The organism is Advenella sp. RU8 (assembly GCF_048381675.1).
In the GTDB taxonomy this organism is placed as follows: Bacteria; Pseudomonadota; Gammaproteobacteria; order Burkholderiales; family Burkholderiaceae_B; genus Advenella.
Genome location: NZ_JBLWIS010000002.1, coordinates 162012 through 174162, shown reverse-complemented (window position 1 = coordinate 174162; position 12151 = coordinate 162012). Strand labels below are relative to the sequence as shown.

The 12151-nt window shown below is 50.7% G+C and carries 10 protein-coding genes and 2 riboswitches; of the genes, 6 read left to right on the top strand and 4 right to left on the bottom strand.

Going from position 1 to position 12151, the window contains the following annotated elements; all coding sequences use genetic code 11:
* Positions 1-42: 42 nt before the first annotated feature.
* Complete coding sequence (locus ACM5Q9_RS03350; RefSeq protein ID WP_418143309.1) at positions 43-660, bottom strand: trimeric intracellular cation channel family protein; 618 nt, start codon at positions 658-660, stop codon at positions 43-45.
* A 25-nt stretch (positions 661-685) separates the two neighbouring features.
* A riboswitch (glycine riboswitch) is annotated at positions 686-784 on the bottom strand.
* A gap of 34 nt (positions 785-818) precedes the next feature.
* A riboswitch (glycine riboswitch) is annotated at positions 819-915 on the bottom strand.
* A gap of 272 nt (positions 916-1187) precedes the next feature.
* On the opposite strand from ACM5Q9_RS03350, the gene ACM5Q9_RS03345 reads away from it, so the two are divergent.
* Complete coding sequence (locus ACM5Q9_RS03345; protein ID WP_418143308.1) at positions 1188-1949, top strand: sulfite exporter TauE/SafE family protein; 762 nt, start codon at positions 1188-1190, stop codon at positions 1947-1949.
* A 169-nt stretch (positions 1950-2118) separates the two neighbouring features.
* Here ACM5Q9_RS03345 and ACM5Q9_RS03340 read toward each other — a convergent pair whose 3' ends face one another.
* A complete protein-coding gene (locus ACM5Q9_RS03340) occupies positions 2119-3051 on the bottom strand; it encodes a LysR family transcriptional regulator (protein WP_418143307.1) in 933 nt (310 codons plus the stop codon).
* A 134-nt stretch (positions 3052-3185) separates the two neighbouring features.
* Here ACM5Q9_RS03340 and ACM5Q9_RS03335 point away from each other — a divergent pair, with 134 nt between their 5' ends.
* Both ACM5Q9_RS03335 and ACM5Q9_RS03330 read left to right on the top strand, forming a co-directional pair.
* Positions 3186-4220, top strand: coding sequence for a cupin domain-containing protein (locus ACM5Q9_RS03335; protein WP_418143306.1), 1035 nt, complete (start codon positions 3186-3188; stop codon positions 4218-4220).
* 58 nt (positions 4221-4278) lie between these two features.
* Complete coding sequence (locus ACM5Q9_RS03330) at positions 4279-5277, top strand: Bug family tripartite tricarboxylate transporter substrate binding protein (RefSeq protein WP_418143305.1); 999 nt, start codon at positions 4279-4281, stop codon at positions 5275-5277.
* Positions 5278-5354: 77 nt separating this feature from the next.
* Here ACM5Q9_RS03330 and ACM5Q9_RS03325 read toward each other — a convergent pair whose 3' ends face one another.
* On the bottom strand, positions 5355-6251 hold the full coding sequence (locus ACM5Q9_RS03325) for a LysR family transcriptional regulator (protein ID WP_418143304.1): 897 nt from the start codon (positions 6249-6251) through the stop codon (positions 5355-5357).
* A 142-nt stretch (positions 6252-6393) separates the two neighbouring features.
* On the opposite strand from ACM5Q9_RS03325, the gene ACM5Q9_RS03320 reads away from it, so the two are divergent.
* Complete coding sequence (locus ACM5Q9_RS03320) at positions 6394-7260, top strand: fumarylacetoacetate hydrolase family protein (protein WP_418143303.1); 867 nt, start codon at positions 6394-6396, stop codon at positions 7258-7260.
* Positions 7257-8447, top strand: a complete 1191-nt coding sequence (locus tag ACM5Q9_RS03315; protein ID WP_418143302.1) for a 3-hydroxybenzoate 6-monooxygenase — start codon at positions 7257-7259, stop codon at positions 8445-8447. The genes ACM5Q9_RS03320 and ACM5Q9_RS03315 overlap by 4 nt, the downstream gene beginning before the upstream one ends.
* Here ACM5Q9_RS03315 and ACM5Q9_RS03310 read toward each other — a convergent pair.
* Positions 8398-11883, bottom strand: a complete 3486-nt coding sequence (locus tag ACM5Q9_RS03310; protein ID WP_418143301.1) for a TM0106 family RecB-like putative nuclease — start codon at positions 11881-11883, stop codon at positions 8398-8400. The two genes, ACM5Q9_RS03315 and ACM5Q9_RS03310, sit on opposite strands and share 50 nt — an antisense overlap.
* Positions 11884-12005: 122 nt before the next feature.
* Between ACM5Q9_RS03310 and ACM5Q9_RS03305 the strand changes: the two genes are divergently transcribed.
* A complete protein-coding gene (locus ACM5Q9_RS03305; RefSeq protein WP_418143300.1) occupies positions 12006-12137 on the top strand; it encodes a hypothetical protein in 132 nt (43 codons plus the stop codon).
* Positions 12138-12151: the final 14 nt, after the last annotated feature.

The following is a 12151-nucleotide window of genomic DNA, read 5'->3' as shown; positions in this document are numbered from 1 at the left end:
GGCCTTGTTCTGTTCAGTGTTGTCGTTTACAGGCAGCCGACACTAACTCCAGCGACCAGGCGCATAAGTAAACACCGGCAAAGACCAGCCCCAGCGAATTGCCGCAAGGCGCAATGCCAGGCCAAAGCCGAAAGAAGCCAATAAATTAATGTCATGGCTTACACCCCAGTGCCGCAGACACAAATATAAAATGGCAACTAGCAGCGACACGCTGGCGTACAATTCTTTTCGTAGCACCATAGGCGTGCGATTGCACAACAGGTCACGCAAAATACCGCCAAAAATACCCGTGGTAATACCTGCCATAATCACCACCGTAGGGCTATAGTCCAATTTCAGGGCTACGTTACAACCAATCACGGTAAAAGCAATCAGGCCCATGGCATCGAGCACCAGGAAGATAGAATGCAGGCGATGCATGTAACGGGCAACCAGCATGGTAAACAGGCCGGCCAGAATGGTAAGGTGAATATACATAGGGTGCTGGGTCCAGGAAACCGGGTAATTCCCCAGCAACATGTCACGTACCGTGCCACCACCCAAAGCGGTAATGAAGGCCACAAAAGCCACGCCAAACATGTCCATATTACGTCGGCCAGCGGCAAGTGCGCCCGACATGGCCTCGGCAGTAATTGCCACGATATAAATATAGAGAAGCAAACTTGAATCCTTGTTGTTTTATGCTGCCTCTCCCCCTGTCCTTTTACCTGAGAGTTTACGCAGTCATGAAAACTGCTTGCCCCTTCGGTGGGTTGCAAAGCAACCTCTCTCCAGCTGGCGTTACGGTTGCGCTATTTAAGGTAATAGCAGCATTCCGAGTACGGTTCGCAGTAACTATGCCTGAGCGATTATGGGAGTTTGCGCCTTCGGCGGGAACCACGCTTTATGCTGGTCCCTCTCTCCTGCGAAGCGAGGGATTATACTGCAAGCAGATCGTGATTTGTGAAATGGTGGTTATTTAAATATGCATTCCCACGCGGGAGCGTGTGAACGAGTATTTATTCATGCAATGGTTCCTGCTTGAAGGATTTTGATACGGGTGTTTTATGGATGATATTACAGAAGTGTTGTTATCATTACAAAACCATACAGTGAATGGTTTGTTTGTATACTATGGCATATAGTTATTCTGCCTAAGCATGCAAGTACCCCAGCACTGTTATTATTAAAAATTAAGCTGAGACAAAATGGCAACAGACGCAATATATATTATCGCCATAGGCGCAATTGTTGCCGGTTTTATACAGGGCTTATCCGGCTTCGCTTTCAGTATGGTATCCATGTCATTTTGGGCCTGGGTATTAGATCCCAGGCTGGCAGCCACACTAGCGGTTTTTGGTGCTCTTACCGGCCAGATTCTTGCCGCATTTTCCGTTAGGCGTGGCTTCAATCTGAATTTATTATGGCCTTTCATTCTTGGTGGTCTGGCTGGCATTCCCATGGGCGTGGCGGTTTTGCCTTATTTGGATATGGACTGGTTCAAAGTAATACTGGGGGCATTGCTGGTGCTGTGGTGCCCCGCCATGTTATTTTCCCAACAACTTCCCCGCATTACCATTGGCGGGCGTCTTGCCGATGGCATAGTTGGTATTGCCGGTGGCATCATGGGTGGCATTGGCGGTTTTACCGGCACCCTGCCCACACTGTGGTGCACCATACGTGGCTATAACAGGGATGCCCAGCGGGCGGTTATCCAGAACTTTAACCTGTCCATGCTGCTGGTGACCATGTGCACCTATCTGGCTACAGGTATGATTACGACAGAAATGCTGCCCTTGTTTGCCATTGTGCTGCCTGCCATGCTGATACCCACCTTATTGGGAACCCGTTTTTACACGAAAATAAATGATGTGGCATTCCGTAAAATCATACTAACCCTATTAACCTGCTCGGGCATTGCGCTTTTGCTTTCTTCGGTACCATCACTGCTGGAACGTTTAAGCGCGTAAGAACGCACCTGCTATACCCACCTGCCAGTGCAAGCTGAAGCGTAGCGGATATTACTGGCTGTATAGCCTAGTCAAATAGGCGTTCCCACGCAGGAGTGAACTGACCCGCTAAAGTTGGACACCTCTTCAACTTATTAGGGTCAGTTCACAGAGCATGGGAACGGGCTGTTCACCACAAATAAGCCTGATTGGTTTTGTTTTCCATTTCCAGTGTTTCTGAGGTGTCATGAATCAGGGAACGCAGCCACATGTTGGCCGGGTCGCGATGAAACCGCTCATGCCAGAACTGGTTGACGGTATAGGAAGGGAATTTCAATGGCAACTGCACCATTTTCACCGCATTTTCCGATTCAAAAATAATGCCAAGCCGTAACGGCACAATAGCGACAAGGCTTGAACTGGCCACAATTTGTCCCAGACCGATGAAATTGGGAACATTAGCCACATAATTGCAAACAATCCCTTTACGCTCCAGGAATTTCTCGATAATCGAATGGGATGTGCCCGTTAACATCACTTTCACAAATTTTTGTTGCTGCAACTGGGCCAAGGACATTTTTCCATCAATATCCGGATGATTTTTTGAGGCAATCAATACAAACCTTTCATTATTGAGTTTCTGCTTGTAAAAACCCGCCTTCATTTCCTCAGTAAATCCCAAAGCAATATCAGCCTCACCGGTTTCCAGTTTTCGTGCAGTTTCATAGCTTAAATTAGAAACCTCGATATTCACATTGGGCGCCTGTTTATCAATGACCGATAACAGCCTTGGCAGCAATATCGTTTGACCCAGGTCGGGCATGCAAATCCGAAAACAGCGATTCGAGGTTAAAGGATCAAACACCGTACTCGGCTCCAGACATTGCTCCAGCAGTTTAAGTGCCTGGTATACTAGCGGGCGCAGTGCTTCTGCCCGGGGTGTGGCCTTCATGCCCCCCGAAGTGCGTACAAAAAGCGGATCGCCATAATGTTGACGCAATTGTGCCAGCACCACACTGACCGATGACTGGCTCAGACCAACGGAATCAGCAGCACGGGTTACGTTTTTGCTTGCATATAAGGCCAAAAAGATCCGAAGATGTCGTATATCCAGTTCGTTCAAGAAAGCCCCCCATTATTAACAAAACCGATGACAAGTATTAATCATAATCTATTGTAGGAATAATTGCGCCTGCTCTATAGTTACCCTTCATCTGTTTGAACACCGTATAAAAACATAAACATGAGACATTAATTATGGATAATCTTGGAACACTGGAAGACTTACCAACTGAATACGTGCAGGCTCTCAATGCGCAAAACCTGGTCCCGTTATGGCCAAGCCTGGGGGCCGTTTTACCTGCAGACATTCCGACCAGACACACCCAACCCACACATTGGTCTTACAACACGATTCGTCCGCTATTGCTGCAAGCCGGTGAGCTGACCCCGATTGAAAAAGCGGAAAGACGCGTACTTGTCATGAGCAATCCGGGACATGGCCTGGATGCCATGAAAGTCAGTCCGGCCATGTACGTGGGCATGCAATTGCTGTTACCCGGTGAATGGGCACCCAGTCATCGCCATACACCGAATGCCGTCAGAATGATCATTGAGGGCGACGGTGCTTACACCACGGTAGACGGGGAAAAATGCCCCATGAACCGTGGCGATCTTATTTTGACACCATCCGGGCTCTGGCACGAACACAGTCATGATGGCCAAGCCCCGGTGGTCTGGCTTGACGTGCTGGACCTGCCCTTGATTTACTTCATGGAAACCAGCTATCACAACGTTGGCACCCGGCAAACCGTCAACCCCACCAAAGGCCATGGCATTTATGCCAATGGCGGTGTGCTCCCCGCCCCCGTCTTCACGCGTCATCACAACCCTTACCCCATGTTGCGCTATCCATGGTCACAAGTACGGGCCAGCCTGGTAGCCTTATCCGAAGCACATCCAAACGAAAAATCGGTTCAGGTTGAATACATTAATCCGGAAACCGGTGACAGCGCCCAGAATATTCTGGGATTTTATGCCTTGATGATCCAACCCGGCCAGACACTTGACTTGCCAGCGCGCTCTCCTGCCAGCCTGTTTCATGTGATTGAAGGAAAAACAAAGGCAGAAATCAGCGGTAAAACATTTGAACTGAATGAAGCAGACACCTGTTGTGCCCCTGGCTACACACCCGTTCACCTGCATAATCAAGACACCATCCGCCCCGCCTTTATTTTCATTGCCGATGAAAGCCCTTTACACCGAAAAATGGGTGTACTGGAAACCCGGTAAAAAAACATATAAAACATACTAAAACCACCAACAACACATAGAACAGGAGACCATCCTCATGAGACATTTTTTTCTTGCGACAGCCCGATCCGCCTTGGTCGTTTTGCTGGCCACCCTTTCAGGCATCACCAACGCGCAAGCACAGACTGACACTGCCTTCCCCGATCGACCGGTAACTATCATTACCCCATTTTCAGCAGGCAGCGGACCTGATGCCGTCCTTAGAATGGTGGCTGAAAGCCTGACCAAACAATGGGGCCAAACCGTCATTATCGACAATCGCCCGGGGGGTGCGGGCTTCATTGCCATCGAGCAGGCACGACGCGCCAAACCCGATGGATACACGCTATTGCAGCTTGACAGTGAACAGATCAGTGCCCTGCCTTACTTGTACCCTTCCAGAAAAATATCGCCATTGGAAATTTTTGAACCGGTAGCCGCCTTATTCAGGACGCCATTTTTTATTGCCGTTCCCAGCAACTCTCCCTGGCAAAACATGGGGGATCTCATCAAGGCCGCACAAACAAACCCCGATTCTGTCAGTTATGGATCATGGGGCGTTGGCAGTCCGGGACATCTGGGCGCCCTGCAGCTGGAAAAGATGAGTCACACTAAAATGCTTCATATTCCCTATAAGGAAACCGCACAGCTTTATGTCAATCTGGGGGGTAACGAAATCCAGTGGGCCTTTGCCAGTGTCGGCTCCAGTGAAAGCCTGTATAAGAAAGGCAGCCTGAAGTACCTGGCCATTGCGGCCAAAAGCCGGCACCCTCGCATGCCGGACGTACCCACTGTGGCAGAAGCGGGGGGACCGCAACAACTGACGGTAGACTCATTTGCCGTGTTAATGGCACCCAAAGGCACCAATGCAAAAATTATTGAAAAAATCCATGCTGATGTGTTGAAGGCCGTTCAAACTGAAAAAGTAAAAAACAATTATGCGGCCTTTGCCTTTGAGCACCTGGACTGGAGCCCGCAGGAAATCACAAGAGTCAGCAAATTAAAAGGTGAGACTTACGAAAAACTGGTTCGTGAAGGAAATATTCGACTGGACTGATCCATTCACGACTACCCACTGACAAAGCATCGCGACCTGCCCGGTTGCGATGCTTTTTTACAATGACAACATGACCTTCAGTTTTCCTGGATGACATCGGCAATAACTTGCCTGAGCCATCGATTACCGGGCTCCTGATGATACCGCTCATGCCAATATTGCTTCACATCATAAGACGGTATTTCAATGGGTACATCAACACGTCTTACGGTTTTATCCCGACATATGATCTGCGCCAAATGCACGGGTGCCAAAGCCAGCAAATCGGTGGTGCGGACAATATCCGCCAGCCCAAGAAACGAGGGCACCCACAGCTCAATATTCCTGGAGATACCGGCATCATCAATCGCTTTTTCCAGCAACCAATGCGCGGTACCGCTGCTTTTTACCGCAACATGCCCCTCGGCCTTGAATTGCTCAATCGTCAGTTCATGGTTGATGCGCGAATGATTATGGCGGATCAGGCACACATAATGCTCCCGGAATAATTTCTGCTGGTAAAAACCCGGACCCATGATGGTGGTAAAACCCATGGCAATATCAACCTCACCACGCTCAAGCTGAAGCGGTGTCTGTTCCGTAAAATCAATGACCTCTATCCTGACCTTGGGGGCCAGCCTGTTCAACACATTTTTAAGCCGGGCAATCACTACCACCTGCCCCGTACTGGTCATGCTTAATCGAAAAATACGGTTGGAGCTAAGCGGATCAAAACTGGCCGCTCCCTCTTCTATATCCGCCAGCAAGCCAAGTGCAGACCGAATGGCGGGCAACAACTCGGCAACCCGTGGGGTCGGCTGCATACCTGTCCGGGTACGAACAAAAAGCGCGTCATTGAAATGCGTGCGCAATTTGGCCAGACGGATACTGACCGATGGCTGACTTAAGCCCAGTATTTCAGCGGCGGCCGATATATTGCAGGTGCGTGTCAATGCGTCAATCAGGGCAAGATCACGTATGTCGAGATTACTCATGAGCCTTTATATAGTATCAAAATCCACCCACCAATTTTACCCATATTATTGTTAAATACAATACCAACTATAAATTTCAATTTATTGAACCAATAATTAAATTCATGAATACTAACAACATTCTTTAAGGAGACGATAAAAAATGCGAATTTGCCGTTTTGACAACAATCAACTGGGCGTTGTCCAGGGAAATGATATTTATGATGTCAGTGCCGCCCTGGCACTGCTACCCAAACACGCTTACCCCTTTCCCGACCACGATCTTTTAATCGCCAACCTGGAAAGCCTGCGTCCACAACTCATGCAGTTAATGGAAACGGCGCCAAAGAAAGCGCTTACGGGCGTTCAATTGCTGACTCCTGTTGCCAACCCGGGGAAAATTATTGCCGCCCCTGTCAATTACCTGAAACACCTGGAAGAAGCACGTGCTGATAAAGAAATACACCACGCCAACCAGATTGGTGAAATTCAGCGGGTGGGCCTGTTTTTAAAAGCCAACAGCTCACTGATTGGTGTATCGCAACCCGTAGAACTTGCCCACCCGGAGCGCCGGAACGACCACGAAGCCGAGGTGGTGGTGGTGATTGGCAAGACGGGCCGCAATATTGCGGCCAAAGATGCCCTGCAATACGTTGCCGGCTACTGTGCCGGTCTGGACATGACCACCCGTGGTCCGGAAGAGCGCAGCATGCGCAAATCCATTGACACCTACACGGTGCTGGGCCCATGGCTGGTAACGACAGATGAAATCCCCGACCCCGGATCACTGGCGTTTCGCCTGACCGTCAATGGTGAAGAACGCCAGAACGCCAACACGAAAGATCTGGTGATTGATATTCCTCACCTTATCGAGTTCGCTTCCTCTTTTTACACCCTCAATCCCGGTGACCTGATCTTTACCGGCACGCCAGAAGGGGTTGGTCCCGTTGAACCCGGAGACCTCATAGAAATGGAACTGGAAGGTGTAGGAGCAATCGCTGTTAATGTTACAACCATGGAGACTGTATGAAACAAGCATCAAACGATCAAATTTTAATTGCCGGTGGTGGCATTGGCGGTTTAGCAGCAGCCCTGGCCCTGGCCCGCATTGGCAAAGAAAGTCATGTATTTGAACAGGCCGATGAAATCAAGGAAATTGGTGCCGGTATCCAATTGGGCCCCAACGCCTTCTACACCTTTGATGAGCTGGGCATTAGCGATGAAGTCAATAAGCTTGCCGTCTTTCCCGATGATATCATCGCCATGGACGCCATTAGTGGTGAAGAAATCTTGCGCCTGCCCGTCAGTGAGCTCTATCCGGAGCGCTTTGGGAAACCTTATGGCCTGATTCATCGTGCAGATCTGCATGCCGTTCTTTTGCAGGCCTGTCGGGATACCGGGAAAGTCACCCTTTCAGCATCCAGTAAAGTGGAAAGCCATGTTTCAGATGGCAAGCGCGTTACCGTCACCACCTCTGATGGCCAAACACATACCGGACCCGCCCTGATCGGTGCCGACGGCCTGTGGTCTACCGTACGGCAAAGTATTGTTAACGATGGCAAGCCAAGGGTTTCAGGGCATATCGCTTACCGGGCCGTCTTACCTATTGACCAGGTTCCCGAAGCCAACCGGAAACATGCCATGGTGATCTGGATGGGTCCCCGCTTTCATCTGGTGCACTACCCGTTAAGAGGATCGGATGTCTTCAATCTGGTCGCGGTGTTTCATAGCGACAAGTATGACGAAGGTTGGGATACCTATGGAGATCCGGAAGAACTGAGAGCACGCTTTCAGGGTGCCCGCCCGGAAGTGATGGGCATGCTGGAAAAAATCGAATCCTGGCGTATGTGGGTGTTATGTGACCGTGACCCGGTTGGCAACTGGACCAAAGACAATGTTACCCTGCTGGGTGATGCCGCACACCCGATGCTGCAATACCTGGCACAGGGCGCCTGTATGGCCATGGAAGATGCGGTTTGCCTGGCCAAACACGTCCAGGCTTCAGGTGGAGACTTCAGCAAAGCGTTTGACTCATACGCCAAAGCCCGTTATTTGCGCACCGCCCGTATCCAGCAAACCGCACGCTTATATGGGCAAGCCTACCACGCCACAAAAGCCACCCGCGACCTGCGAAACGCCTTCCTTAAGGAAAGGACACCCGATCAGATCATGGAAGGCATGGCATGGATGTATGAGAAAGATCAGATTCCGGCCTAGCGTAACTGTCCAAACGAGACAGCACATTCACCTGGCTCATTTGCGCAATGTCAGTGACCTCTGTACTTAACAGGCTGGCATTGCCCACCACGACCGCCAATGCCTGGGCGCGGGAAATGGCCACGTTAATGCGGTGGATGTCAAACAGGAAATCAATCCCGCGGGGTGATTCGGTGGCATCGCTGGTACACAGGCTGAAAAAAACAACGGGGGCTTCCTGCCCCTGGAATTTATCCACACTGCCCACCCGCGCAGCCGGGCCCAGTGCCTGCTGAAGCTTGTTCACCTGATGGTTATACGGCGCCACAAACAGGATATCTTCCCAGCCCATTTGCTGCTCACTGCCATCCTTGGCCCTGAACCGTCGCTGTAAACACGCATGGCCAAGCTGTGTGATAACCTCCACCTCTTCCTCGCTGGCCTGCGTATTGCCTTCGTGTGCCATTGGCACAAACACCAGGCCGGCTTCAAGACTTAACCGGGTTAACGGCGGCATTAACGAACCATCATCATTGTCTGGCACCATCACGCGCTGCCGGTCGTTGGCCACATCGGCTTTAAGCTGCCCCTCATAAATGGCATGGCTGATATAATCATTCACGGCTGAATGCATGCGGAATGTCGTATCCAGAAACACCCCCATGCCAGGCGGAATAATGGGCGAATCATGCAACAGGTAATCCAGGATCGACAAACCGCTATCTTCCGGGTGAGACCCTTGCGAAGGCTGCCCCAGCTGCATCTGGTCGCCCATTAAAATGATATTTTGGGCGGCACGGCTCATGCCCACCAGGTTGGCCACCGAGACCTGGCCGGCTTCATCAATAAACAAATAATCAAAGCGCCCGGCCAAGTCATCCCGACAAAATCCCCAGGCGGTAGTGCCTACCACGCAGGCGGGCGCCTGCAAATGCGCTGAAATTCCATCATTCTTGATCACCTCGATACCGTTATTCTCAATTTCATCTCCGGTATTTTTCGTACAAAAATAGCGCGCTTCAATACCTTCCGAGCGGCAATAGCCGGCCACCCCCACCAACAGATTATTAATGGCCTTGTGGCTGTTGCTGCCAATGCCAATACGTTTTCCCTGTTTCAGCAGCTCGGCAATAATATGCTTGCCCGTATAGGTTTTGCCTGCCCCCGGCGGCCCCTGCAAGGTTAAATAACTGCTATCCAGTTGGCACACAGCCTGGATTATCTGAGCCATGCGACCCGCTGGCGTGATGTCCGTCACAATGGGCTCTCCCTTTCGGTGCCCCTTGATATTGGGCATATCGCGCCGTAAAAACCCCAGAATGGCGGAGTCAGCCAATTCGCCCTTTTCATAACAACCCACCACCTCATCAATCGCCTTCTGGATCACGCTGGGGTTGACAAATTCATCGGGAATCAGGGAAATCACCTCACCCGGATCAAAACCGGCCTGCACCACCACCCGACCATTTTTAAAATCAGAGTCGTCCGGCAAAATCTTGACTTTGCGTCTCTCATTCCCCAGCAGATACATGCTGTCACTGCGCGGAATCTTGAATTCCTGATTCACATTAAAATGATATTCATAAGCCAGGTTACGGGCACGCTCTGCAGGCTTGAATGGCTCACGACCGGTACGCTGGCAATTAGCCAGGCAATCGATATCGTCTTCAAGCTCATCATGGCTTAGGCCAAGGCGATCAAACAAGCGCCAGAAAACCGGCTTGCTTTCCCGACGATGAAACTCCAATATCCAGGCCAGGTTTTCAGTGATACGGGCCTGCGCTTCCGGTTCGGTTTTGGCCCGTGCCAGCAAACGGTCACGCAGCTGAATGCGTTGCGTGACTTCCTCTTTCACATCGGGCTCTATCAGCTCAAGCTGGCCGTCATACACGATGCCGTGATTTTCCTGCTGATTACGCAACCATACCGTGAGTTCTTGCGTGGAATTGCAATCATCAATATTGTAGTCACGGATATCTTTCAAAATAGCCGAGCTTTGCCAGGTATCCCCCTCTTGCCCCAGCCTGTTAAGATTGCGCCACTGCTCGTACACCACCACCGAATCGCCGCCACTGCCAACCGCCGTATCGCGTTTGCCACGATAAAGATGCTCGATATTCTTGATGGAATAGCGCGGTTCTCCCACCCGCAAACCGCCTTTCACGATTTTGTATAAATCCACAAAGACATCATTGCGCAGCAACTGATCCACTTCGTGTTCATACACCCCGTACCTGCCCATCAGCTTGCGACAGGAGGCAATTTCATAATTGGCATAATGGTAAATATGCATGTGCGGATCTTGCTGCCAGCGCCCATACACCCAGGTGATGAATCCTTCAAAAGCCTGCTTTTCCTGCTCCCTATTATGGGCCCAGAAATCCTTGAACTGGCGCTGGCCGTTTTCATCAAAATACGTACAGCCCCACAAATACTCCAGTCCGCCCTCATCCAGCGGAAACCCTTCAATATCGAAGAAAACATCCAGGTCTGAATGCGGTGGCAACAGCATCAGGCCAGCCGGGTTTTGTGCATCTTCAGGTTGCAATACTTCAAACAAGGGGCGTTCGGCCCCATCGCTGGCTTTTTGAATTTTGGCCTGTGCCTGCAACCTGGCCAAGACCTCGGCACTTAACCCTGGCACACGCGCAATACTTGCCTGCGCCAGTTGCTGACAAGTTGAAATACCGGCCCGTTTCAGCTTCTTGATTTGGGAACGGGTAATATTAGCCACCAGCGAAAGGTGGTCATTGTCTTGTAACAGCCGTTCGGCAAAACCAGACCAGCGACCATGGCTTTTTGAATCGGCCGGATCGGGCATGGCATTGGGGTTGAAAGCTTCCTGTTCGGCCAGAAAACGGGATTTCAGGGCCAGGTAATAATAGTAATAATCATCGGTTTTCAACCGCTCACGTTCCTGATTGCCCAAGGCCACGACAATATGTTCGGGACGCCTCCCTTGCAAAGACTCAAGCATATCGGCATAACAGCAAAGCTGGACCACAAACGACGGCTTGACGACTGACGCCAGCTTGGTATCCCATACCTCGTAATGATAATTGCCCAGCCGGCTTTGGCCAGGCACCTTCATCAGGAAATCGGCATAACCAATGAAAGGATCGCGCTGCAACACCGCCTGGTAAATGACATCAACCCCGTTTTGCATGGCGGTTTGGGTAGCCTGCAGTTTACGGGCGATATTGTTATGGGCACCGGTATTGTCTTGGGCAATATCCACGATGCTTAAACCCTGCTGCTGAAAATGGGTCAATAAGGCCGCTTCATGGGCCAAGCCTTTATCAGCAAACATAGTATTTAAAGCGTCTTCTTCATCGGGCTGCGGGGCCTCTTCCGGACACACCAGCGCCCACCGGTTCATCCATGACGCAAACGGACTGGACATATACGTGGTTAAATCGCTGGGGGAATAGATGAGTTTACCGTTGGATTGATACATGTGTTGCCTCCTGCTTGAAGGAGGGCGTTACCACGCGGGAGCGTCACTGCCATTAAGTTAAGGAAAATCCATTTAAAAACAATGTTTTTTCTGTCGTTTATGAAAGTTCGACTGTCTCCTTGATGATGGCTTTTTACGGGGCAGATGACGGTGGCGCGGTTTTTGATCGCGTTGAACGATCCCGCCCGGTTCACCGTTTGCGGATACTGCGTGGATTTGGTATCCCGCATGGTCTGCGCCGTGTCAGTCAGTAGCGATTCTAGGCAGA

Excerpts from the sequence above, each read along its gene's own strand:
- ACM5Q9_RS03345 (WP_418143308.1), top strand. The coding sequence starts at position 1,188 with ATGGCAACAGACGCAATATATATTATCGCCATAGGCGCAATTGTTGCC.
- ACM5Q9_RS03335 (WP_418143306.1), top strand. The coding sequence starts at position 3,186 with ATGGATAATCTTGGAACACTGGAAGACTTACCAACTGAATACGTGCAG.
- ACM5Q9_RS03330 (WP_418143305.1), top strand. The coding sequence starts at position 4,279 with ATGAGACATTTTTTTCTTGCGACAGCCCGATCCGCCTTGGTCGTTTTG.
- ACM5Q9_RS03325 (WP_418143304.1), bottom strand. The coding sequence starts at position 6,251 with ATGAGTAATCTCGACATACGTGATCTTGCCCTGATTGACGCATTGACA.
- ACM5Q9_RS03320 (WP_418143303.1), top strand. The coding sequence starts at position 6,394 with ATGCGAATTTGCCGTTTTGACAACAATCAACTGGGCGTTGTCCAGGGA.
- ACM5Q9_RS03315 (WP_418143302.1), top strand. The coding sequence starts at position 7,257 with ATGAAACAAGCATCAAACGATCAAATTTTAATTGCCGGTGGTGGCATT.
- ACM5Q9_RS03310 (WP_418143301.1), bottom strand. The coding sequence starts at position 11,883 with ATGTATCAATCCAACGGTAAACTCATCTATTCCCCCAGCGATTTAACC.
- ACM5Q9_RS03305 (WP_418143300.1), top strand. The coding sequence starts at position 12,006 with ATGATGGCTTTTTACGGGGCAGATGACGGTGGCGCGGTTTTTGATCGC.